This window comes from Citrobacter sedlakii (genome assembly GCF_018128425.1).
GTDB lineage: Bacteria > Pseudomonadota > Gammaproteobacteria > Enterobacterales > Enterobacteriaceae > Citrobacter_A > Citrobacter_A sedlakii.
The window spans coordinates 3285258-3310157 of the sequence record NZ_CP071070.1 but is presented as its reverse complement, the minus strand read 5'-3'; the positions used below and the strand labels follow the sequence as shown (position 1 = coordinate 3310157).

The 24900-nt window shown below is 49.4% G+C and carries 20 protein-coding genes; 14 read left to right on the top strand and 6 right to left on the bottom strand.

The features are described 5' to 3' along the window. From JY391_RS15740 to JY391_RS23795, 6 genes are read left to right on the top strand one after another with little or no spacing between them, the layout of a single operon-like run. A complete protein-coding gene (locus JY391_RS15740) occupies positions 1-2943 on the top strand; it encodes a coiled-coil domain-containing protein (protein ID WP_211934604.1) in 2943 nt (980 codons plus the stop codon). Next, complete coding sequence (locus tag JY391_RS15735) at positions 2943-3437, top strand: hypothetical protein (RefSeq protein ID WP_211934603.1); 495 nt, start codon at positions 2943-2945, stop codon at positions 3435-3437. The genes JY391_RS15740 and JY391_RS15735 overlap by 1 nt, the downstream gene beginning before the upstream one ends. Continuing rightward, complete coding sequence (locus JY391_RS15730) at positions 3437-3907, top strand: hypothetical protein (protein ID WP_046401571.1); 471 nt, start codon at positions 3437-3439, stop codon at positions 3905-3907. The genes JY391_RS15735 and JY391_RS15730 overlap by 1 nt, the downstream gene beginning before the upstream one ends. Continuing rightward, positions 3900-4319 carry an NlpC/P60 family protein gene (locus JY391_RS15725; RefSeq protein WP_211934602.1) on the top strand — a complete coding sequence of 140 codons (420 nt, stop codon included), beginning with the start codon at positions 3900-3902 and terminating at the stop codon, positions 4317-4319. Before JY391_RS15730 ends, JY391_RS15725 begins: the two co-directional genes overlap by 8 nt. Further along, a complete protein-coding gene (locus JY391_RS15720; protein WP_211934601.1) occupies positions 4279-6780 on the top strand; it encodes a host specificity factor TipJ family phage tail protein in 2502 nt (833 codons plus the stop codon). The genes JY391_RS15725 and JY391_RS15720 overlap by 41 nt, the downstream gene beginning before the upstream one ends. Before the next feature lie 55 nt (positions 6781-6835). After that, positions 6836-8743, top strand: a complete 1908-nt coding sequence (locus JY391_RS23795; protein WP_229264057.1) for a tail fiber/spike domain-containing protein — start codon at positions 6836-6838, stop codon at positions 8741-8743. A 45-nt stretch (positions 8744-8788) separates the two neighbouring features. Here JY391_RS23795 and JY391_RS15710 read toward each other — a convergent pair whose 3' ends face one another. The 3 genes from JY391_RS15710 to JY391_RS15700 are packed head-to-tail and all read right to left on the bottom strand — an operon-like array spanning position 8789 to position 11492. Beyond that, positions 8789-10219: a glucosyltransferase domain-containing protein gene (locus JY391_RS15710; RefSeq protein WP_211934600.1), complete on the bottom strand. Its 1431-nt coding sequence runs from the start codon at positions 10217-10219 to the stop codon at positions 8789-8791. Further along, positions 10216-11133, bottom strand: a complete 918-nt coding sequence (locus JY391_RS15705) for a glycosyltransferase family 2 protein (protein ID WP_211934599.1) — start codon at positions 11131-11133, stop codon at positions 10216-10218. The genes JY391_RS15710 and JY391_RS15705 overlap by 4 nt, the downstream gene beginning before the upstream one ends. Further along, positions 11130-11492 carry a GtrA family protein gene (locus tag JY391_RS15700; RefSeq protein ID WP_211934598.1) on the bottom strand — a complete coding sequence of 121 codons (363 nt, stop codon included), beginning with the start codon at positions 11490-11492 and terminating at the stop codon, positions 11130-11132. The genes JY391_RS15705 and JY391_RS15700 overlap by 4 nt, the downstream gene beginning before the upstream one ends. 113 nt (positions 11493-11605) lie before the next feature. On the opposite strand from JY391_RS15700, the gene JY391_RS15695 reads away from it, so the two are divergent. After that, entirely contained in the window at positions 11606-11995 is a 390-nt protein-coding gene (locus JY391_RS15695; protein ID WP_211934597.1) for a HumD family translesion DNA polymerase, read from the top strand. A gap of 242 nt (positions 11996-12237) precedes the next feature. Here the strand turns inward: JY391_RS15695 and JY391_RS15690 are convergent, their stop codons facing one another. The 3 genes from JY391_RS15690 to cusR all read right to left on the bottom strand — a co-directional run bounded on the left by JY391_RS15690 (position 12238) and on the right by cusR (position 15601). Continuing rightward, positions 12238-12783, bottom strand: coding sequence for a bactofilin family protein (locus JY391_RS15690; RefSeq protein WP_157845128.1), 546 nt, complete (start codon positions 12781-12783; stop codon positions 12238-12240). Positions 12784-13497: 714 nt separating this feature from the next. Then, entirely contained in the window at positions 13498-14928 is a 1431-nt protein-coding gene (locus JY391_RS15685) for a Cu(+)/Ag(+) sensor histidine kinase (protein ID WP_211934596.1), read from the bottom strand. After that, on the bottom strand, positions 14918-15601 hold the full coding sequence (cusR, locus tag JY391_RS15680) for a copper response regulator transcription factor CusR (protein WP_042285734.1): 684 nt from the start codon (positions 15599-15601) through the stop codon (positions 14918-14920). Before cusR ends, JY391_RS15685 begins: the two co-directional genes overlap by 11 nt. 170 nt (positions 15602-15771) lie before the next feature. Here cusR and JY391_RS15675 point away from each other — a divergent pair, with 170 nt between their 5' ends. From JY391_RS15675 to JY391_RS15645, 7 genes are all read left to right on the top strand, one after another. Then, positions 15772-17154, top strand: coding sequence for an efflux transporter outer membrane subunit (locus tag JY391_RS15675; protein ID WP_181821841.1), 1383 nt, complete (start codon positions 15772-15774; stop codon positions 17152-17154). Positions 17155-17241: 87 nt separating this feature from the next. Then, the gene (gene cusF / locus JY391_RS15670; RefSeq protein ID WP_211934595.1) at positions 17242-17574 is read left to right on the top strand and encodes a cation efflux system protein CusF; all 333 of its coding nucleotides are present in this window, start codon (positions 17242-17244) and stop codon (positions 17572-17574) included. Positions 17575-17606: 32 nt separating this feature from the next. After that, positions 17607-18869: an efflux RND transporter periplasmic adaptor subunit gene (locus tag JY391_RS15665; RefSeq protein WP_211934594.1), complete on the top strand. Its 1263-nt coding sequence runs from the start codon at positions 17607-17609 to the stop codon at positions 18867-18869. Between the two features lie 11 nt (positions 18870-18880). After that, on the top strand, positions 18881-22030 hold the full coding sequence (locus tag JY391_RS15660) for a CusA/CzcA family heavy metal efflux RND transporter (RefSeq protein WP_211934593.1): 3150 nt from the start codon (positions 18881-18883) through the stop codon (positions 22028-22030). Between the two features lie 526 nt (positions 22031-22556). Then, complete coding sequence (locus JY391_RS15655) at positions 22557-23252, top strand: flagellar brake protein (protein ID WP_211934592.1); 696 nt, start codon at positions 22557-22559, stop codon at positions 23250-23252. Positions 23253-23278: 26 nt separating this feature from the next. After that, positions 23279-23866 (top strand): helix-turn-helix transcriptional regulator, encoded by a 588-nt coding sequence (locus tag JY391_RS15650; protein ID WP_060568957.1) that lies wholly within the window; start codon positions 23279-23281, stop codon positions 23864-23866. A 93-nt stretch (positions 23867-23959) separates the two neighbouring features. Then, the gene (locus tag JY391_RS15645) at positions 23960-24724 is read left to right on the top strand and encodes an EAL domain-containing protein (protein WP_211934591.1); all 765 of its coding nucleotides are present in this window, start codon (positions 23960-23962) and stop codon (positions 24722-24724) included. The last annotated feature ends 176 nt before the right edge of the window (positions 24725-24900 follow it).

Sequence of the window (24900 nt, the reverse complement as noted above, 5' to 3'; positions counted from 1 at the left end):
ATGGCAGGTGAGAAGAACGCCGGTAGCATCGTTTATGAAATCAGCGCCGACGTTGAGCCGCTGCTGCAGGGTGGGAAACAGGCCATTGATGCTCTGGATAAACTGGATGCTGCAGCCAAGCAATCCGGAAAGGGAATGGATAACCTCGATCAGAGCACTTCACAAACCGGATCCGCGTTTACTGAACTAGCTGGTTATGCAAACTCAATGGATAACCAACTGCGCAAGCTGAATACCAACGTTAGCGGCATAGCCCGTGCTATGGAAGAGGCTCGCAGCGGAACAGGCGGAGCCAGTAGCGAATTCAGTCGCGCAGAATCAATTATTGAGGCTCTGGGTAACCAGTTGGCCGTTCTGGATGAGGCGCAAGAGAATGGCGCTCGCAGTGCTGCTGTTCTTGCTGCCCAGTTACGTGCCGGGTCGAAAGCGACTGACGAAGAGAAGCAGAAGATTGGAGAGTTGACCGGTCGACTCTTTGACATGAAAGGTGCTGCTGATACTTCGATGGGTAGCAACAAAGGCTGGAAGTCCAGCATGCAGCAGGCTGGGTATCAGGTTCAGGATTTCATCGTTCAGGTTCAAGGCGGACAAAATGCCTTGGTTGCGTTTTCACAGCAGGGGTCGCAGCTTGCTGGCGCATTCGGTCCTGGCGGTGCTGTAGTTGGGGCTGTGATTGCGCTTAGTTCCGTTATAGCAGGCGTGCTGATAACTTCGCTTAACGGAGGCAAGAATGCTATTGACGCGCTGAAAGACGCAGCTGAAGCGATGGACAAGGTCATTACCGTCTCTCAGAACGGGGTAGCAGCCTTATCTGATAAATACGCTAATCTGGCAAGAGTAAATGCAGAAGCAGCAACCATCCTGAGAAATCAGGCAATGATTGAGTACAACGCTGCAATAGCGAAGATTCCAAAATCTATCAACGATGCTTCCAATTCTATCGTTGGATTCACCGACAAACTGAAGACTTCTTTCGTTGGTGGCATTGCGTCCATCGATGAATTCAACAAAAACCTTTCTACCGTCGGGGCAACAGCTGACACATACTCGGAAGCCATGGAGCAGGCTAGGAACGCAGGGGCGAAGTTCACGGTTAATGCTAACGCGATCCAGAACACCGTAACCACGCTTGCGGATAAGTTTGGCGTATCTGAGCAGCGCGCCTTCGAGTTAAGCAAGCAACTATCAGATGTAGCGAACAACCCAACCCCAGAAGCTCTGCAACGACTGGTTCTTGAACTCCAGAGTACTGAAAGTTCGACAAAGTCTGGAGCTGATGCAATAAGGACTTTCCTTGGGCCTCTCACCGAGCTGGTGCGAGTGGCTGGCGAGGCGCAGATCAACCTCTCAGGAATGAAAAAAGAGGTCGACAACCTTACCGCTGGGCAGAAGAACCTCATCAAGCAGTCTGAGCGAAACCTTGCCCTGTCAAAACTGCAGGGAGAGGCCCGCGCGCGGTTGCAGGCGCAATATGCTGCCGAAGATGCCGGTTTTGCGAAGGACGATCCGCACGCTAAGCAGATGGAAGATGACGCTGCAGCCACGTACAAAAATACGCAGGCACAGAAAACTCTCCAGTCAACTCAGAAGAAAGGAGCTTCTCAGGCCGATACTATTGCTCAGAAACTGGCAAACCTGAAACAGCAGGCAGAACTTGCCGCCGGTTCTACCAATGAACTGAGCAGAGAGCAGGCCATGCTTAATGCCGAGCAGTCACTTGGGAAGGGGGCTACTCAAGCGCAAATCGCGGAGGCGAGACAGTATGCCGCGGCTAAATGGGATACCGCCAACGCCATAAAAGCGCAGGCCGCTGCTGAAAAACTGCTTCCAGAAAACGCTGAGAATGCTCGTTACAAGCAGGACGTTCAGGATCTGAATACAGCTCTTTCAGCTAAGAAAATCAGCCAGGAGCAATTCAACCAGACTCAGGAAAGGCTTGAGGCAACTCATCAAGCCAATCTGTCGAAAATTCGCGCCCAGCAAGCAGTCTCACCGCAACAGGAAGCGGTTGGTGGAATTGACCCTGTACAGCAACTTGCGAACGAGAATGCCAAAAAGCTAGCACTGATCGCTCAGTTTGAGCAGCAGGGGTTGCTTACTCACCAGAATGCTTTGGCCTTACGTAATGAGGCCGACACTCTGTATGAGCAGCAACGCATCGCTGCACAGTGGGAAATATGGAGAAATCAAAATACCGGTAATCAGATGCTGGCAGCAAGTTTTGAATCACTGGCTGGTAATGCCTCAAACGCTTTTACCGGGATATTGACAGGAAGCATGTCAGCGCAAGAGGCAATGCAGTCACTCGCCAGCAATGCGCTGAATAGCCTGATCAACGGCTTTGTTCAGATGGGTGTTGACTGGGTTAAATCTGCTGCGATGGGTGCTGCAGCACAAACCTCGGCAATTGCCACGACCACTGCGGCGCAAACTGCTGGTTTAGCGACAACCACTGCTGCAAGCACTGCAGCTGCCACTACAACGATGGCAGTCTGGACACCTGCTGCAGCTGTCGCATCAATCGGTTCTTTCGGTGGTGCAGCAGCTATTGGTATAGCGGCTCTTGTCGCGGCGATGGCTCTGGCCGGAGGATTGGCAGGTAAGCGTAAAAACGGTGGTCCTGTTGCCGCTGGTTCGATGTATCAGGTAGGTGAGGGCGGTATGCCTGAAATCTACCGGGCCAGTACCGGTAAGCAGTACATGATACCGGGTGATAATGGTCGGGTTATAAGCAATAAGCAGATGACATCCGGTTCAGGAGGTGAGTCTGTTCCTGTCTACATAAACATTCAAAATTATACTGGCGCAACGGTAGACGCTCAGGCTTCTCAGGATGGAAACGGAGTGACCATTGACATGATCGTCGCTGACATCAATCAGGGTGGGCGCATTGGCCAGGCCATTCAGCAGAACCATCAGGCACCACGTAAAGCGAGGGAATAATGCCAATACTTTATCCAGACTGGCTACCGCTGGCGCAAAAAGGAAAGTCTCCGACCACCGACACTGGTTTTCGCACAGACCAGCCAACGGTCGGAGCGCCGATATTCCAGAAGTTGACAGATGACCTGAAAACTTCGTTCTCGCTCACATGGATATTCACGCGTGACCAGCACAGGGCTTTCATGCAATGGTTGCGCAGCCCGAACTACCTGGACAACTGCAATCAGTGGTTCACGATGCCTGTCGGTACCGGAACGGGCGATACAGGTGTTGAGGTGCAGGAGTTGCACTTCATCGCCTGGCCGTCGTGGTCACAAACGGGTTCTACCTTCACATGGAGTGGTGACGTTATTGCGCGTGAACTGGTTAACTCAGATGACGACTTTGATGACATCATCATTGAACTGCCCCCGCCGTGGGCTTCATGGCTGGACATTATCGTGACCGGGTATCCTGACGGACGCGATCCGGAAAGTCTCCCGAGGTTGTCATAATGCCTACATTGCGAGAATTTCAAAGCCAGAGACCGAACCGAATCCTTTATGAAACCATAACCTTCTACAACGAGACGTTCGGGTATGTGCGTCTGGTGAATAACCAGATATTCCCAAAAACGCTCGGCGGTCAGGTGTTCACGCCGTGCCGGATGGAACTGACGGAAAGTCAGCAGAGCAATACACCGGTACTCGACAGCACGGTTAAGTTCAGCCGACTGGCGCAGGACTTTAAGCAGAAGCTGAAACTATGGAAGGCACACGCGCGCATAACTCCGATCTCCGCAACCTACCAGGTGTTTGATTCCGCAGATATGAGCACAGCCATTAAAACATGGACGCTCTATGTGTCTGACTGTTCTATGGATGACAAGGACGTTACATGCAGTCTGACGCGCATCAATCCCCTCAACCGTAATGTCGGCCGTCTCTACACCGTAGAAGAATATCCGGGGCTTCAGAATGTCTAAAGACGACTTTCTCTTACGAGTAACCGGCATCCCGTGGTGTAACCGAGCATGCTCTTTCGATGCTGCGGATTGTTGGGGGCTGGTAGTTTTGTACTACCGGCACGTTCTCGGAATCGAGATACACCAGACTCCTGACTACGAAAGCGGCAGAGACTTCCTTACCTGTTACGACAGCGATGTTGTGTTCTGGCGTCGTACTGATTCTTTCATGGATGACGGGATATTCGTCGCGTGGGTAGGAAGTAATCCAGTCCATGTCGGTCTGATTATTGATGGTAGAGCGCTACATAGCCGCGGTGAAAACGGCCACGTCAGGTCAGATGCAATACGCACTATTCAGAAACTATTCACCAAAGTGGAGTTCTATTCTTATGCCGGTGATCGAAATCCAACGTGTTCCTGGCCTTCCTAAAGACCGGGCAATTGTCACCGCTGGTACCGTTTTTTCGGAATGGTTAGAGCAGGAGAGTTTTCACCGGGATATTCGCATTCGAGTAAATGGAAATGAACTTGGACCAGATGATGAACTTGCATTTCCACTACAGGAGAATGACCGGGTAATCATCTTTGACCAGCCAAAGAGTGGCGATCTTATCGGTACAATCCTTAATCCACTCGAACACTTCAACCCTATCAAGTTCACCCAGAAGGTTCTGGCAGGGTTGATGCCAAAACCAAACGCCAGCGCAGCCGCTGGAAACAGTAAAACATCTTCAAATAATAGTCTGAAGGGGCAAGCCAATATCGCCCGCAATGGAGAGGCCAAACCTGATAACTTTGGTCAAATCCGTTCTTTTCCGGATCTTGTTCAGGAGTCAATGTTTGAATACGTAGTTGGCGGGCAAGATAATTCAGGAATAAAGTATGTAACGGAGATGATGAACTTTGGGCTTGGCGTTTATGATATTTCGTCTGTAAGGTTTTCTGAAACTAATCTGGGCTCAATGGCTGGCGCTTCATATATCATTTATCAGCCAGGAGAAGTTATCCCGTCAGTAACAGAGGGCTACCAATTTGATGACGTTGATGGTCAGGAATTGCCAGGCCCAAATGAAAATGAAGGGATTCCAGTTGAAACTGCAAGTGCAAACACTGTCATAAGTGGGGTTTATGCAGGCGGTGAAATTGCGATAAAAATAGTAAAGCAAGCAGATTTCGATTATTTCACTGGCCTAATACTGCCACATCCCGTGACTTTTACCATCAATGTCACATATCCTGTTCCAGATGGAACCAGAACTGAAGATGTAACCATAACTGCCAACCTTTCTGCTTTTGAAGAAACAAATGACGGTGCTATTGTAAACCCAACGTACTATTACACTTTTACTTTTAACAGATTATCAGGTACATCGGTACCAGTTGAAAGTGCAACAATTAATACTACAAAATTCGTCCTAAACGACAATGGCTATCTTATCGTAGGGCCATTCATTTCTCCAATTCCTTCCAGCCAGTTATGGGCCCATGTTCAGGGAGGTTTTGTAGGTTCGCAAGTTGCTACGTTTGAGGTGAGTTTATGGCAAGTTGATGAAGATAATCAACAAATACCCGGAACGGAGCAAACGCTCACCTATCAACTTAGTGCTGGTTCAAAGGGAGTCTCAAGGACTTATTACAGAACATTCAAAATCACACCTGTGGCTGGTTATGGTCGATATGCTGTATCTATAAGGCGAGTTGATAACAGCACTAATGACAGCAAACTTCAACTTGAAGAAATCCACGCGGTAAACATCAGGAATAATGTTGTCCATCCTGATGATACACTTGTGATGATTCGTGTCCGCGCAACGGAAAATGCCACAGGAAGCCGTGACAGGAAGTATAACGCACTGATAACAAGGCACGTCATCAGTTACAACATGACGACACGTCAGGTGGATTACACCATTCGACCATCGCGTCGTTTCGCTGACATCGCACTCCACAACTGGTTGATTGTCGGTGAACAGCCTGAATCGAGCATTGATATTTACGGGCTATACCAGATACAGGCCGAAATCGACGCCATCGACCCGCGTCTCGGTTATTTTGATTACACGTTCGATGATGAGGACGTGTCTCTCGGTAGCAGAATGGAAACCATCTGTGATGCAGCAAGCGTTGTGGTTTATGACGACAATGGGGTACTTTCATTTACCAGAGACAGCAAGAAAACCTCTGCTGCAACCATATTCAACCGTTCAAACACCAAACCAGACCGATATTCTTTGTCATACGATATGACACTACCTGGTGGATACGACGGTGTTGAAGTTCAGTTCCGTAACCCGGATACCAACAAACAGGACTTCGTTCGGTATCGTATTGTTGGCAACAGTATCGTGGAAGGTATGCCAACAAAGGCAAAGAAGTTCGAAATGATGTCTATCAGGAACAGGTTTCAGGCTAATGAACGAGCATTGAGAGAGTGTAAGCGACTCATCTATTCCAGGATGACTATGGCTATCACGGCTATGGCAGACGGTGAGTGGGTGAATATCGGTGACATGGTTCAGGTTCCTGATACCTACGATACCAATCAGCAGGCCGGATATATCGTTTCTCGCAACGGTAACAACTTCGAAACCAGTGAAAGGATTAACTTTTCAGGAGCGATGTATGTTCAGGTTACGGACTCAATGGGCGCCACAACAGCGCGTTATCCCGCATCTGCGAGAACAGATACTGCTTTTGGTTTTACAGCCGAAATTCCTGATATATCACTCAACTTTTACGACGGCTTCGATGTGCAGTCGCCATCAAGATACGTGATTGCCACCTCAGAGGAACTTGACGCAGGACAATGGACAATTACCGCCAAACAACCTGATGGACAAGGTGGTACAGCAATAACACTCGCTGAGTATAGCGATCTGATTTACCCATAACACAATTCCCGTCACCACAACCCGACCTTAGTGTCGGGTTTTTTATGGAAAAAATATGGCTACCCAACCTACTAATCTGCCAGTACCAAGTGAATCTCCGCGCGACCTGAAATTTAACGCAGGGAAAATTGACGAGTTCGTCACCTCAATGCAGCGTGAGTACGAAGACAGATTTGGCAATAAGCATTACACCATCGAAGGTCTGCGCTGGATTGCTCAGCAGGCTATTTCTGCATTCGGTTACATCACCATCGACAGCTTCGAAGACGGAAATACATTAACTCTTCCTAATCAGGTTCTTCGCCTTGAAGCAACGGGCGAGTATTACCGATGGGATGGAGATTTACCGAAGGATGTACCGGCAGGGTCAACACCAGAAACAACAGGTGGTGTTGGTGTGGGTGCATGGGTGAGTGTAGGTGATGCATCTTTGAGATCCGACCTGGCAAAAGAGGACGGATATGAATTAATCGGAGGATTAGGGTACAGATACGTAGATATTGCTGCCGAAACAGGAGATGTTTTCGAAGACGGAACAATTATTATAGCAAAATACGGATTCGAAACTGGCGATTTAGCTGGGGGACGTTTCACATATTACAGCAATAGAAACCTAACTCCAGATGATGGTATTGTCATTAATACAGGAGCGGTAGGTCAGGTTGTGAGGGATGGGTTATATGCTGGAACTTTCAATGGACCTCTGAATGCGATTTTTTACGGAGCTAAGCCAGGCCCTGAAACCGATAACGCTATACCAATAAATAAAGCTCTGAACAGTCCGTACGGGGTTGAGGTGCTGGTAGACAGGTATTTGTTCATTAAGACACCTGTAGTTATGCAAGATAACAAGGCTCTCACAGGCATCAAATCTGCGTGGGCTTACTCTTCATCAGGTTTAAATCTTAAATCTACACTTAAGCTAGCAGATGACCATACTATTGGATATGCAGAGCCTATTGTCGATGTGAGAAAGAAAAAGCAGACATCTATTTCGTATATTGACATTGATGGCTCAGCTTCAAATTGCACGTGTATTGAATATGGAGACAGGTCACAGCAAACAGTTGCTTATCATAATCATGAGATAACGGCCTGTGTTTTTAGAGATGCATTAATTGGTCTGCGTTCTGATATGGCTGGTTTAATGCGGGTCACACTATGCCAGTTTACCACTCTTAAAGAAAATGGCATCCTTTCACGATTTACATTGTCAGATAGTATTTTCATAGGCTGCTATTTCAATGATATTGGTTATCATGGGGAAACTGATTTTGACGAAGATGATGTATATGATTATCGAGGTGCGGCAGTGGCTTGTGGACCAAACTTCGGAAATTCGTTTATTGGCGGTAAAATTGAGTATTGTCGTATAGCATTCCATATGCTAGAAACTTCATGGCTGACAGTATCAGGAATGTGGTTTGATGTTTTTAAACGAGCTTCGATAATTGCTCTCGGTGGTTCTGGTGGGTACGGAGTTAACAACATATTTTCTGGAATTAAGATAACTGGCGCTGGATGGTTAAAATCCGATGACTCAGCCATACTCGTTAATGGTGAGGAAGGGGCAATGGATTTATATTTCTCAGGTACAATTAGAGCTACTGATGAAAATATAGCACCAAATCCATCATCTGCAACGTATGGCCCAAAGTTGTCAGCATTAAAAGTTCTTAACAACGCTGGCAAAGTGACAATAGATGGACAACTTATTGACTGCGCTGGTCAATTTTCAGTTTATACTGATGGATCAAGAACCAGGGTCATTGATAATTCCACATCTAACCTCCCTAGGTCTGTTAGTGGTCACTCAATGGTAAATAATTATGAATATGATAGCGGAAATATTCTTAGGGGGTATATCTACAGAGATATCCCAGATGATACACCGCAAAACTATGGGGTTGGAGTAGGTGCCTTCTATAGATCAGGGAATAATGTTCGCATAAGGACATCGTAACAATACAACTATCCACCTAGGCCTATCTAGGTGGATAGTTTTTATCTAGCATTTTGTTTTATTGAAATCAACCAAATAGTACTCGTTACTTTTTCTTAATGTGTATAATGAAGTTGTTTTAATGATTTCATTTTTGCATAAATTAGCATATGCCTCTTGTCTTTTTCTTGCATCATAAACATAATTTAACGATGTGTAACGAGATAGGTTTCTAACACCCCACGACCAGTCCTGGGTTGAGTAAAGTGGAGCAAGCTTATAAAGTATGGGATAAACCTGATAAAGGTTTCTTGTTTTTTGTGGGTATTCTGATCTACCTATAATAATAACATTGTTAGTGCCTGACTCAGAATTTGAAATTATTGCTTCAGTTATACTTGTTGTTATAAAGTCGTCATATTTATCATTGTCTTTTAGAACGTTGGAGTACACCGCTGAAATACTATATCCATAGATGTAAAGTATAAAAATGGAAGTGAATACAACTAATTTATGTGCGTGTTTAACACATATCACAGAAAGACCAAATATTAAGAAGGGAAATGCAATCATGGTTCTTGCTGTATACCATGGCTCTTCCAGTACAATGTTTGGGAGCATTGTTAGAACCAACAGCATCAAAGTAAACAAAGGGTATAGTAATATCCGTCTAATGATTGATTCATTACCGAATATTAAATTTGAAAAATACGAGTAAATCACAACAATCGCAAATGGAAGAAATGCTAAACTATATCCGCTATTTAACAAATAAGAATAAAAATCGTAATAAGCATGCGTACGAAAAAGAATGGTATTGATAAATACGCCATCTAAAGATAAAAACTCACTTCTTGCAACATCGCCAGCAACACACTTCAATATTGATGAATATATTAAAAATGAAAGCAAGAAAGATACAAAAGCTGAAGATGAAACCTTTACAAACTCACTAAAAGATAACTCTGGCTCTCTATAAATGAAATAACATAATACAATGGAAAAATATACCATTGCAGAAGTCTGGTACATTGCCAGAGATAGAGTAAGCGAAGCTACAGAAATAGGTATAAAATAACTTTTTCCTATAAAAAGTAATGGAAATACCGAAAGCAATATAGACAAAGCCATTGAAAGCGAATCAAACTTATAGGATAGATTCTCTAGGTAGAAAGGAGACGTTAGTAAAATTAGCGATAAAAAATAAACACATTCCTCTTTTTTATAAATGGCCTTAACAGAAATAATACCAGTCAAGCATGTGATAACCGCTGCTAAAATCTGTGTGTATGGGGAAATAGGAGCAATCCATTGATTAAATGACAGCATCTGCATAATTAAGGTTGACATAAACCTTCCATCAATACCCCATCCATAACCAGAAACTGATCTTCCTATATCGTCTGTGTAATCAACACTAGAAAGTATTAATGGAAGAATATACAGTAAACCAGCAGCAAATACCCACCAATTAAACTTTATTAAATTGAAATTCATTTTCTCGCCTTCAAAATATATTTAGGTCTTGATTTTGTTTCAATGTAAATGCGCCCTATATACTCTCCAAGTACGCCGATACCGATTAGTTGTATTCCTCCAAGAAAAAGTATGGACACCAGAAGTGAGGGGTATCCACGTACAGCATTTCCAAATGCGAGAGTGTCAAAAATCATCCATGCGCCATACAGAAATGCTAGTCCAGCTACCACTAACCCGATATAAGTCCATATGCGCAGAGGGAATGTTGAGAACGAGGTAATTCCCTCCAGAGCCAGATTCCAAAGCTTCCAGCCGTTGAATTTCGAATCACCTGCAACACGTTCAGCTCTAGCATATTCAACTAAATCAGTCTTGCCACCAACCCATGACAAGACCCCTTTCATAAACAGGTTGCGCTCAGGCATCTGCTTGATGTTCTCGACTACCTCGCGACTCATCAACCGAAAGTCACCAACATTTTCTTCAATTTTGGGGTTGCTGATTTTATTGTGCAGCTTATAGAACCACTCAGCCGTTTTGCGCTTAAGGCGACCATCCGTTGAGCGGTCAGAGCGCTTTGCCAGCACCGTGTCTGCACCATTTTGCCATTTCTCAATGAGGTGAGGGATAACCTCAATCGGGTCTTGCAAATCGACGTCAATCGGAATTACTGCATCACCAGTTGCGTGGTCAAGACCAGCAAAAAGCGCAGGCTCTTTGCCGAAATTACGGGTGAATGAGAGCGGAACGACAAGCGGATCGGTTACTGCCAGAGCAGTAATGATCGACTCCGTTGCGTCTCTGCTTCCGTCATTGATGAAAACTATCTCAACATCGTATGGTTTAAGTTCTTCAAACTCTCGAACTGTTTTATAGAAAATAGGTATTGCGTCTTCCTCATTGAAGACCGGAACGACCAGAGAGATTTTCATTTTGCATCCCTGAAGACGATATATTTTGAATAGATGAAACCGCACACAAGGCTGATAGCGGAAAACGTGACCAGAGTAACAATTGGTGGTAATCCGCACATATCGGCAACCCAGCCAACAGTCGCACTCATTGTTCCCATAAAACCGACATACAGCATGTATCGTAGTGTTGTGGTCGCGGCATTGAATGTGAACTTTGCATTGGCATAAAAGCTGAAAGAAACAGCAATGACAAACCCAGAAAAGTTAGCAAGAGCCTGATTTGTATGCAGTCCGTAGATGCTGACAGCAAACACGACCCAGTGTATTAGCGTGTTCAGAATGCCTATAGTTGTGTACTTAGCAAATAACTTTAACATGATAGAAATCAGTGGATTCGGAAAGGTCTGAAGTGTAGCACCACAATCGGTATTGATCGACACCGGCGATCAGTAATACTGTATTAATATACAGTATCTATCGGAGGTGCATCATGGGATTCCCATCGCCAGCAGCAGACTACGTTGAGCGGCGCGTTTCGCTCGACGAGACGTTAATCAGCAAACCATCAGCAACGTACTTCATGCGGGCAGGGCAAACGTACTGGCGAGAAGGCATCATGTACGGCGCTTTGCTCGTCGTTGACAGTTCACTGACGCCGTTTGATGGCTCGTTACTGGTTTGTTCTGTAGATAATGAGTTCAGGGTGAAGCGATACAAACGCTACCCTAAACCACATCTGATTAATCTTGAGACTGGATCGGCAGAGGAGATACCAAAGCCGACCAGCCTGTTTGATGATGAGTCGCATTTGTTTGGGGTGATAACGTACATCATCAACGATGCGCGTTCTGGTGAGTTTGATGATTGCCCGGTGAAGTGAGACAGAAATGAGACACGTAAAGCTTTGCATCGGTTTGCAAGGCTTTACATGTTTTGCGAAGGTGGGACGTGTGAGCGCAGTGGTGATGGGGTAAGTTGTTGTTATCCTAGATAGTCCGAGGAACTTCTAAGCCGTCGGTCGCAGGTTCGAATCCTGCAGGGGGCGCCATTTCCTGGCGCGTTTACCTGACGGTATTCAGGCCGGACAGCACAAAGCCGCCATCCGGCGCGAATATCTTCCTGTCACTCTTTATAAAAACTGGCCAGGTCGATGGTATTTTCTTTTACCGCATCCATGGCGCTGATAAATTCATTTTTTTGCGCTTCTTCGTCGCTGCGCGGTAAAGAGTTACCGTAAAAACGGCCATTTTTATGAATGGCCAGTGAGTCACTTTTTACCTGACCATTTACCATTCCCTGCGCATTAATGCTGACTTCGCCGCCGATACAATTGCCATTCAGAACGCCGTCGACAGCAATGGCATAGGCTATAATATCCCCTTCAACGTGACCGCTTTTCAGAATATGAACGGTTTTTTCAGAGCGAATAACACCGTCAATGCGGCCATTTACGTGAATATCGCTGGTGGAGTTAAGCTCGCCCTTAATAATACAGGTTTCCGGGATAACGGCGACCGACGGTTCCAGCGGGCTTTGCTGCGTCGGTTTTACCGTCAATTCCACATCGTCGCCGAGGTAAGAAACCTGAGAAGGGTTAAGAGAAGAGGCGATGTTGATGTCTGCATGAGTGTCGGCAAACGTGGTGTTTTGCTCTTTGCGTTTGAACATGGTTCTGATCCCCGTCGATGATAAAATTAAATAAACAGCATAAAATAAACCACAGGTTAAAATAATTATGGCAATCACTTTCCATCGCGATTTTATCGTCAGGTAAAAATGTTGATCACCCACGCCATAATGAATAATGAGATACAGCCAAAGCCCCCAAATAAGCCACAGGAGGTTATAATGCATAAACCTTCACCGAACCTCCCTGATTATCCTGAACGCTGTTCATCGGTGTCAGGACGGTAACATTCAGTGAATTAATGCACAATAAAAAATAAGAATGACCTTTTTTGCTTTGCAATAATTTGAATTCTATCGATTTAAAAAATGACAACGTGCGATTAACAATAATGACCGTGATCGGACACGCACAAAATTCTGACGGTAATAACGCTATTCTGTTAATAATTTGCCGGATAAATAGTCAGCGACCAGACATTCCTTTTTTTCGGATTTTTTGTTTCAAAGAAGAATAAAAATTGTGCGCCAGGTGGAATTATTTAGCGTAACCGCATTGGCGTGGTCATAGGTTGACGAAAAGGCGGGCGGAGGAAAAACCGTGACGTCAGGAGCCGTGACATGTTGGACATCGCCCGCCGGGCAATATCACTATGTGTATGGAATGTTAAAATTTTGTGTGGGTTAAAAATTAACCGCCATTGCCTCCTTTGATTTAGGAGGATTCTTAGCGCTGACGCCACCGGTAGCGACCTGTCAGCGCAGCGCTTTCGGCAAACTCAACGTAAAGCGGGTCGCGCGGGCGTCAGACGTCACCGACACTTTTCCATGATGCGCCGTCACAATCGACTTGACGATCGCCAGGCCTATGCCGCTGCCTTCGCCCTTGCGCTGGCGGGAGGGGTCCACGCGATAGAAACGATCAAACAGACGCGGCAGATGTTCCGCCGCAACCGGCGTTCCCGGGTTTTCAACCTCAATGCGTACCCGATCGTCAATCTCTTTTAGCCTGACGATGACGGTTTCGCCGCCAGGCGTATGACGCAACGCGTTTGATAATAAATTGCTCAGCGCTCTGCGCAACATTCCCGGATCGCCGAAAACATGGCACGGGCAGCCCTCAAGGCGCAGCGTGACGCCACGCTCCTCTGCCAGCGCTTCAAAAAAGTCGAACACCTTACTGACTTCCTCGGCCAGATTAAGCGCTTTTTTCTCTGGAATAAGCTGGTGGTTGTCCGCCTGGGCCAGGAACAGCATGTCGCTGACCATTTTTGCCATATGGCTCAGTTCCTCAAGGCTGGAATAGAGCACCTCTTCCAGTTCCTTTTGTGTTCGCGGCTGGCTAAGAACAATCTCCGTCTGCGTCACCAGGTTGGTGATGGGCGTGCGGATCTCATGCGCGATGTCGGCAGAAAAATTAGACTGGCGGGTAAAGACATCTTCAATACGTTCCAGCATGTGGTTGAAAGAGAGCACCAGTCGTTCCAGCTCAATGGGGACATTTTGCGGGTCAAGGCGAACGTCGAGATCTTTCGAGGTAATGTTCTGGATCTGTCGGCTAACGCGGCGAATCGGCGCGTGTCCTTTATAGACCGCGAATAAAACCAGAAAGACGATCACCAGGCTAATGATCGACGCGGTCATGATCAGCTTGTTTTTCAGATCGTTAATATAATGGAGGTGAAAGTCGATCGACAACGCCATGTACAGAGTATATGCCGGTTTACCATCAATCTGCGGACCGACCGGCAGGCGGATCATGCGCCAGCTGGCGTGGGTGCCGTGTCCGGTCATTTGCTTCGCTGGCCCGTTGATCAGCCACACGTTGCCGCCGGGAACGGTGTTGTCCGGCTCGGCGGTGGCGAGAAATTGCCGGATGTCCGGCGCGCCAGGCGAATGCAGAAGCGCCCGCCCGCGGGTGTCCTCCAGCGCAATGAGGACGTTTGAATAACCGGCAACCACATTTTGCACAATCTCCAGCCGCCGGGATTCCGGTTCATCGGAATGGCTGAGTATGCGCTCCAGCGTGGCGCTAATTTCATTGAGATCGTTCACGTCCTGTTCGGCAAAATGGACTTTTACCGACTGGATCATGATCCAGGCGAAGGCAAAGAAAGCGGCGACTGTGGCAAGGCTGATGAAAAAAGTCAGGCGTGTCGCCAGGGAAAAAGGTCGCTTACTGCGCATCCGGCACCTCAAGCACGTAGCCCACGCCGCGCACGGTCTGAATCAGTTTGGGTTCGAAGTCATTATCAATCTTGCCGCGCAGACGTTTCACGGCGACATCGATGGCATTGGTGTCGCTGTCGAAATTCATATCCCACACCTGGGAGGCGATCAGCGAGCGCGGCAGTACCTCGCCCTGGTGACGGAGAAAGAACTCAAGCAGGGTAAACTCTTTGCTGGTGAGAGTGATCCGCATTCCGCTCCGGCTGACTTTGCGACTGACCAGATCGACATTCAGGTCCGCCACCTGAAACTGACTTTCAACAATCACCGCGGCGCCGCGCCGCAGCAGCGTTCTGACGCGCGCCAGCAGCTCGGCGAAGGCGAACGGCTTAACCAGATAATCGTCCGCGCCTAATTCCAGTCCCTTCACCCGGTGTTCAATGGTGCCGAGCGCCGTGAGTAACAGAATTGGCATCCCTTTTCCGCCAGCGCGCAGCATACGCACAATATCCCAGCCGTTAACGTCGGGCAGCATAATGTCGAGAATGAGCAGGTCGTAGTCGCCGGTCATCGCCAGGTGATAGCCATTCAGGCCGTTATCCGCAAGATCGACCACAAAGCCCGCTTCCGTCAGCCCTTTGGTCAGATACTCCCCGGTTTTTTTCTCATCTTCGACGATCAGTATCTTCAACGCATCCTCCTTCCGCCGCCTGTTTACGTGGCGTCTCCCAATTCTAGAGAAGTCAGATCGGATAGCAATCGCCTTCCGGGAAAATGACAGCTTTGTCATTTTGCTGTCACCGACTGAACAGAGAGCGCCAGGTAAAGTTACCCGCATCTTTCCTCATGTTAATCAGGCTTATGTGCACATTCAGGTTTTTTACCCTCAGCACGGCGCTGCTGCTGGCAGGATGCTCGCTGGCGCCGGACTACCAGCGCCCGGCCTTACCGGTGCCGCAGCAGTTTTCGCTGAGCCACAACCGTCTGATGACCGCGCCTGCGAACTATCAGGACAGCGGCTGGCGGCAGTTTTTTGTTGATCCTCAAGTCAAAACGTTTATTAGCGAGGCGTTGCGTAATAACCGGGATATACGCATGGCGACGCTGAAAGTGCAGGAGGCGAGGGCGCAGTACCGGGTCACCGACGCCGACCGCTATCCGCAGTTGAACGCAGAAGGCAGCGGAAGCTGGAGCGGAAATCTCAAGGGCGACAGCGGAACCAGCCGCGAATACGACGCGGGACTGAATCTCAGTGTTGATCTGGATTTCTTTGGTCGGCTGAAAAACATGAGCGAAGCCGACCGGCAGAACTTTTTTGCCAGCGAAGAAGCCCGTCGGGCGGTCCATATTTTGCTGGTTTCGAACGTGGCGCAAAGCTATTTCAGTCAGCGTCTTGCGGCGGCTCAACTTCGGGTTGCCGAAGAAACGTTAGGCAATTATCAGCGTTCTTATGCGCTGGTGGAAAAGCAACTGGTCACCGGTACCAGTAATGTGCTGGCGCTGGAACAGGCGCGCGGCGTTATTGAAAGCACCCGCAGCGACATCGCCAAACGTCAGGGGGAACTGGCGCAGGCCAATAACGCGTTACAGCTTCTGCTGGGCGCCTATGCCCGGCTACCGGAGGAAAACGCCGCTGGCGAGGGCGATCTCCATGCTGTAACTCTGCCGCCTGCGCTGTCGTCGCACATCTTATTGCAACGACCGGACATTATGGAGGCAGAGCATACGCTGATGGCGGCGAACGCCAATATTGGCGCGGCGCGGGCGGCGTTTTTCCCTTCCATTAGCCTGACCAGCGGCATTTCCGGCAGCAGCAGCGATCTGACGAACTTATTCAGCGCGGCGGGCGGCATGTGGAGCTTCATCCCAAAGGTGGAGCTGCCGATTTTCAATGCCGGTCGTAATCAGGCCAGTCTCGATCTGGCCGAGATCCGTCAACAGCAGTCGGTGGTCAATTACGAGCAAAAAATCCAGAACGCGTTTAAAGAGGTCGCTGACGCGCTGGCGCTGCGCCAGAGTCTGGCCGGGCAGATTCGCGGCCAGCAACGCTACCTCGCGTCGCTGCACATTACCCTGCAACGCGCCAGAGCGCTCTATCGCCACGGTGCGGTGAGTTACATCGACGTGCTGGACGCGGAGCGTTCGTTGTTTTCAACCCAACAAACGTTGCTGGACCTCAATTACGCCCGCCAGGTTAACGAAATCAAACTGTATACCGCCCTCGGCGGCGGCTGGGTGGAATAAATCCCCCGGCAGCGGGCCAGGCCTCCTGTAGCCGGTTCAGGCGCCAGTCGCCGTCCGGCAAAATTCACTCCTTCTGAAAGGTGACTTATGAACAATCTCTTTAAAGCAGTCGTAATAACGGTTTTCTCTGTGCTGGCAGCCCATGTTCAGGCCAGTGAACATCATCATGACGGGATGATTGCCGCTGAACACAGCCCGGTGGTGAGCGCAACGGGAGTCGTCAAAGCCATAGACGGGGAAAGCAAGAAGGTCACCATTGCGCACGAGCCGATCCCGGCGCTGAACTGGCCGGCCATGACCATGCGCTTTACCCTCACGCCGCAAACGCAGCTTAACGGGATCACGCCAGGCGATAGCGTCACCTTTCATTTTGTCCAGCAGGGGAATCTTTCGTTATTGCAGGACATTAAGCGTCAGTAATTTTTCTTTATTTCAACGTTGGGCATGACCTCATGAAAAATATCGCGCTGATTATCGGCAGCATGCTGGCTGGCGGACTTATCGCCGTGGGCGGTTACGCATATTTCACAGCCGATCGCGGGCCTGACGATGCGTCGTCTACCGCACAAAACGACGCCCGCAAGGTGCTGTTCTGGTACGACCCGATGTACCCGAATACCCGCTTCGACAAGCCGGGGAAATCGCCCTTTATGGATATGGACCTGGTGCCGAAATACGCCGATGAAGAAAGCGCAAACGCCGCCGCGCCGGGCGTGCGGATTGACCCCACACAGACGCAAAATCTCGGCGTGAAAACCGGGGTCGTTCGCCGGGGGGCGCTGACCTTTGCGCAGACTTTCCCGGCGAACGTCAGCTACAACGAATATCAGTATGCGATTATGCAGGCGCGCGCCGCCGGGTTTATCGAAAAAGTCTGGCAGTTGACCGTCGGCGATAAAGTGAAAAAGGGCGCGCCGCTGCTTGAGCTGACCATTCCTGACTGGGTGGAAGCGCAAAGTGAGTATCTGCTGCTGAAGGAGACAGGCGGAACCGCCAGCCAGGTTGAGGGGATCCTTGAACGCCTGCGGCTGGCCGGCATGCCGGAAGCGGATCTTCGCCGCCTGATTACCACCCGCAAGATTCAGACCCGCTTCACCCTCACCGCGCCGATCGACGGCGTGATTACCGCCTTTGATTTACGCGCCGGAATGAACATCAGCAAAGATAACGTGGTGGCGAAGATTCAGGGAATGAATCCGGTCTGGGTAACGGCTGCCGTGCCGGAGTCCATTGCGTGGCTGATTAAAGACGCCTCGCAGTTTTCCCTGACCATACCGGCCCGTCCCGACATGCATTTCACCTTCCGCAAATGGACGCTGTTGCCGAGTGCGGATGCCTCAACCCGTACCCTGCAACTGCGTCTGGAAGTGGACAACCCCGACGAAGCGCTGAAGCCAGGCATGAACGCTTTCCTTAGCCTTAACAGCCAAAGCGAGCCAATGCTGCTGATCCCGACAAAAGCGCTGATCGACACCGGCAGCGAACAGCGGGTGATTACGGTTGATAACGAAGGGCGCTTTGTGCCGAAACGGGTGTCGGTATTCCAGTCATCGCAGGGATTAACGGCAATCCGTTCCGGCTTGCAAGAAGGGGAAAACGTGGTTTCCAGCGGTCTGTTTTTGATTGACTCCGAAGCGAATATCGCTGGCGCGCTGGATCGAATGCGAGCGGCGTCCACTCCTGACACATCCACGCCCGCCGCGCATGCGCACTGAGGAGAACGCAGATGATTGAATGGATAATCCGCCGCTCGGTCGCCAACCGTTTTCTGATCGTCATTGGCGCGCTTTTCCTTGGCGTCTGGGGAACCTGGACCATTGTGAATACGCCAGTGGACGCGCTACCCGATCTCTCCGACGTGCAGGTGATTGTCAAAACGCGTTACCCAGGGCAGGCGCCGCAAATCGTGGAAAATCAGGTCACGTATCCGTTAACGACCACGATGCTGTCCGTGCCGGGCGCCAAAACGGTACGAGGCTTCTCGCAGTTTGGCGATTCGTATGTGTACGTCATTTTTGAAGACGGCACCGATCCGTACTGGGCGCGTTCGCGAGTGCTTGAATATCTTAATCAAGTGCAGGGAAAACTTCCCACCGGAGTGAGCGCGGAAATGGGGCCGGACGCCACAGGCGTTGGCTGGATCTTTGAATATGCGCTGGTCGATCGCAGCGGTAAGCACGATCTGGCCGAATTGCGTTCGTTACAAGACTGGTTTCTGAAATATGAACTTAAAACGATTCCCGACGTGTCGGAGGTGGCTTCGGTCGGCGGGGTGGTGAAAGAATATCAGCTGGTCATTGATCCGATGAAACTTGCCCAGTACGGCATCAGCCTGGCGGAGGTAAAGGCCGCGCTGGGCACGTCAAATCAAGAGGCGGGCGGGTCGTCGGTCGAACTGGCGGAAGCGGAATACATGGTGCGCGCCAGCGGCTATCTGCAATCGCTGGAGGATTTCAATCATATCGTCCTGAAGACGAATGAAAACGGCGTGCCGGTGTATCTGCGCGATGTGGCGAGAGTGCAAATCGGTCCTGAAATGCGCCGGGGGATCGCCGAACTGAACGGCGATGGCGAAGTGGCGGGCGGGGTGGTGATCCTGCGCTCCGGGAAAAATGCGCGCGAGGTTATCTCCGCCGTGAAGAACAAGCTGGACACCCTGAAACGCAGTTTGCCGGAAGGGGTGGAGATCGTAACAACCTACGATCGCAGTGGGCTGATTGACCGCGCCATCGACAATCTTAGCGATAAGCTGCTGGAAGAGTTCATTGTCGTGGCGCTGGTCTGCGCGCTGTTTCTCTGGCACCTGCGTTCCGCGCTGGTGGCGATCATTTCTTTGCCGCTGGGATTGTGTATTGCATTTATTGTGATGCATTTTCAGGGGCTTAACGCCAATATCATGTCGCTTGGGGGTATCGCTATCGCCGTTGGCGCAATGGTCGACGCTGCGATTGTGATGATCGAAAACGCCCATAAACGGCTGGAGGAGTGGGCGCATCAGCATCCGGGGAAAAACATCGATAACGAGACGCGCTGGCAGGTGATTACGCAGGCCTCCGTCGAGGTGGGACCTGCGTTGTTCATCAGTCTGTTAATTATTACCCTTTCTTTCATCCCTATCTTTACCCTGGAAGGCCAGGAAGGGCGTCTGTTCGGGCCGCTGGCGTTCACAAAAACCTGGGCAATGGCCGGTGCGGCGCTGCTGGCGATTGTGGTGATTCCTGTGCTGATGGGGCTGTGGATCCGCGGCAATATTCCGGCGGAAAGCCGCAATCCCCTGAACCGCTTATTGATCCGTCTTTACCATCCGCTGCTGCTGAACGTGCTGCGCTGGCCGAAAACCACGCTGCTGTTGGCGCTACTTTCTGTCCTGACGGTTGTCTGGCCGCTCGGCAAAGTGGGCGGCGAGTTCTTACCGCAGATTAACGAAGGCGACTTGCTGTATATGCCTTCCACGCTACCGGGGATCTCGGCGGCGGAAGCGGCCAGCATGTTGCAGAAAACCGATAAGCTGATTATGAGCGTGCCGGAAGTGGCGCGGGTTTTCGGCAAAACCGGCAAAGCAGAAACCGCAACGGATTCCGCACCGCTGGAAATGGTGGAAACCACCATTCAGCTTAAGCCGCAGGATCAGTGGCGTCCGGGGATGACGATGGAAAAAATCATTGAGCAACTGGACCAGACCGTTCGTCTGCCGGGGCTGGCAAACCTGTGGGTGCCGCCGATTCGTAACCGCATCGATATGCTTTCCACCGGGATCAAAAGTCCCATTGGCATCAAAGTGTCCGGCAACGTGCTGGCGGATATTGACGCGATGGCCGAACAGATCGAGAACGTCGCGAGAACTGTACCGGGGGTAACCTCTGCGCTGGCGGAACGTCTGGAAGGCGGACGTTATCTCCATATCGACATCGATCGGGAAAAAGCGGCGCGCTACGGGATGACGGTCGGCGACGTACAGCTGTTCGTCTCCTCTGCGATCGGCGGGGCGATGGTGGGGGAGACCGTGGAGGGCATCGCCCGCTATCCGATTAATCTGCGTTATCCGCAGAACTATCGCGACAGCCCGCAGGCGCTACGGCAGTTGCCGATTTTGACGCCGTTAAAACAGCAAATCACGCTGGCTGATGTGGCGGAGGTCAACATCACGTCCGGCCCGTCGATGTTAAAAACGGAAAATGCGCGCCCCACCAGTTGGATCTACATCGACGCCCGCGACAGGGATATGGTTTCCGTGGTGAACGATCTTAAGCAGGCGATTGCGAAAAATGTGCAGATGAAGCCCGGCACCAGCGTCGCGTTTTCCGGACAGTTTGAACTGCTGGAGCGGGCGAATCATAAGCTTAAAATGATGGTGCCGATGACGCTGATGATCATTTTTGTTCTGCTGTACCTGGCGTTCCGTCGCGTTGGCGAGGCGCTGTTAATCATTACCAGCGTGCCGTTTGCGCTGGTGGGCGGGATCTGGTTTCTCTACGGGATGGGGTTCCATTTGTCGGTGGCGACGGGGACCGGGTTTATCGCCCTTGCCGGCGTCGCCGCTGAGTTTGGCGTGGTGATGTTGATGTACCTGCGTCATGCCATAGAGGCCGAGCCAGCGCTGAATAATCCGCAGACTTTCACGGCAGAGAAGCTCGACGATGCGCTTTATCACGGCGCGGTACTCCGGGTGCGGCCGAAAGCGATGACCGTGGCGGTTATCATTGCCGGTCTGCTGCCTGTTTTATGGGGCACAGGGACCGGGTCAGAGGTGATGAGCCGCATCGCCGCGCCAATGATTGGTGGGATGATTACCGCGCCGCTATTGTCGCTGTTTATTATTCCCGCCGCCTATAAGCTGATGTGGTTGCGCAGGCATCACGCCGCAGGGAGGAGATAATCTTATTCACATTATCCGGCCCGGTGTCACCGCACCGGTCGGATACCTTCATTTCGTTTGAATGAAATCCCTCGCTGTTTTCCTCTCCTGTAAGCGTTTTTTTCATCATTTTTTGTATTTATTTTCTCCTGAAAGAGCGGATTAATTCCGTTCGACGTGACTGAGAACATATTCACCAGCGTGTTGCGCAGAAAAACAGCGATGTTTATCGCGTACTGAAAGCCGTTCCCCTCGTCTATTTTTTTATTTCATGGTGCTGCATTTTTTAGCAGAATTATCCCTTTTTGTAATGAAATTTTCGTTAAGTAGGGATTTTTGCACGCATAAAGTGGGCCAGTTTTACACTTCACTGAATGTTTTTACAAATCAATTAATCAATAAAAATAGCTAAAAACTTTATATCGTGCGAAATATCTGAAAGAGAATCCCTTATGGTAAACAAAAACTATCAGTCAGAAAAATTCTCCTTCTTTTTTTTATTTTAAAAAATGAGAAGTATCTGGATTACGAAAAATAAGGATTTACTATGGGATTTGGAATGGCAAAGGAAAATAAATTTGAAATCGTGGCCATTATTCGTGAAGAACTTCTCAGAAAAACCAAGCTGGAGTTGAAATTCAAGGAAAACAGTGTGGTCACGCAGCTGGAAAAGGTGGACTTTGATTATTTCGTTATTGTTGAACGCAGCGAGGTTATTCCTTCTTCGATCCAGCATTTCATTCTGCATAGCGAAAGAGGCATTATTAAGTTTAACGCCAGGTTTAGTCCCTCGCTGACGGCTAAAATGAAGGGCGGACTGGCGTATTACATTCCTGACGTCATTTTTTTTGTGCAACGTCGGCAACATCAGCGCTTTTCCTTTCTGAAAGGCCAGCATTTTTATTGTCTGGGTCGTTATAAAAACGGCGAAAATTACAGTCTACAAATCAAAAATATCTCCCGCGGCGGCTGTGCGCTAATGTCACCGAGTGTGAATACGCGATTTCTGTATAAAGACGCGCTAATCAAAGGGGCATTGCTTGAATTTGAACAGTTCGGTTCGCTCCACCTGGATCTCAGAGTGGTCAACGTCGTACCCATACAAGAATTTGACGAAAATAATCAGCTTTATGCCAGTCAACAAATCTCCTGCAAATTTCAATTCAAACATCCTCGTGAGGAGTCCGGGGTCGAAAAAGTCATCATTAATATTTTGTTGAGTAATAAGCTTAAAAGTTTATAAAAATTTAAACCAGAAGGGAGGCTCTCATGTTAATGAGTGGATGTGGAGATTTTGTGGGTCAGGGCATCTCTGACTATTTAAAAAGTAAACATGTTGAAGTCACGCCTGTCCCCTGGCGGGTTATGGTCAATAACGCCGCGCGTTATCGCCATCGTACGATGATTTTTAATCTCACCAGCCACAAACACGCCTGTGCGGACTTTGTGAATTATTTAAATAAAAACAGATTTAACGTTCACGACAATACGGTGGTGGTTATCGCTGACAGTCGTCTGGCAAAACTGTGCACCGAGTTATTGTATGTTGAAAAGGCCATCGTATTGACGGATAAATCACCGCTACGGGATTACCGACGACTGGCCACACTGGCGAGCGAGTACTGGAGCCCGCAGTTATTTCGTTCACAAAAAAGACTGACCGACCGCGAGCAGCAGGTTCTCCGTTTACTGGTGGGCGGTTATTCACCGCAGGAGATCTCAAGCCTGGTCAGCCTGAGTTACAAAACCATCCAGACGCATAAGATGAAAATTATTGTGAAGCTGGGTTTGGCAAACTCTGCGGAACTGAATAAATTGATAGTCAGATTCAACCATCGCTTATCCTTCCTGTCGTAAGTTTGCCTGTAATATTCCTGGTTCAGGCACGACTTCGCGAAGGTGATGCGCGCGGCGTGGTACCCAATGGAAGGATAACATCAGGAGGGAAAAGTGGCAGATTCCGGCGCCGTGCTGAAAGCCTTAAAAGGCGCGAAACAGACTCAGCAGCTTTATATGGTATATCAGCCGATCTTTAATTTGCGCACCGGACGCATTTGCGCATTCGAGGCGTTGATGCGCTGGAACAGCCCGGAAATGGGAATGGTGCCGCCGGATATGTTTATTTCACTGTTAGAAAACAGCGGTCAGTTCCTGGCCGTGGAAGAGATGGTGACGAAAACGCCGTGGGAGACGGCGGCAGGCTGGCCTGAATACCTGTCATTGTCGATCAATTTCTCGGCCCTTGAACTATGTGACCCGCAATTACCCGCGCGGGTCCAGCATAATCTTGCGAAATACGGTCTGGACCCGCGGCGTTGTGCAATTGAGGTCACGGAAACACAGCCTCTGTACGAATGCCAGATCGCGGCGAAAAATATGCGTGAGCTGAAGGCGCTGGGGATCACCTTCGCGCTGGATGACTTTGGCACCGGACACGCCAATCTTGACTATTTGCTGCGCTATCCCTTTGACACCTTAAAGATGGATAAATCGTTTCTTGCGGCGGTGCCGGAAGGGGCGAGATCGGCGCAACTGGTGGAGGGGATCATTTCTCTGGCGCATAACGTTGGGGTTGAGGCTCTGGCGGAAGGCGTCGAAGAGGAAGCGCAAAACGATTGGCTGATTGGGATGGGCTGCGATAAAGCCCAGGGATTTTATTTTTCACCGCCGATCCCGCCGGAGGCGATCCCGGCCTTATTAAAACGTTATTCATAGTACAGAGTAAATGGCTGTGCGTTCAGATGACTCCACGGAAAAAAATCCCTCTGCATCACTGAGGGATTCTGCGTAGAGTTGCGCTAAGCCGTATGCCGCTTAAAACGTTTTCTTAAAGCCAATTAAGGCGCTTATCGGGGCTTCAACCCAACAGCAGGGATTTTGTAACACACCGA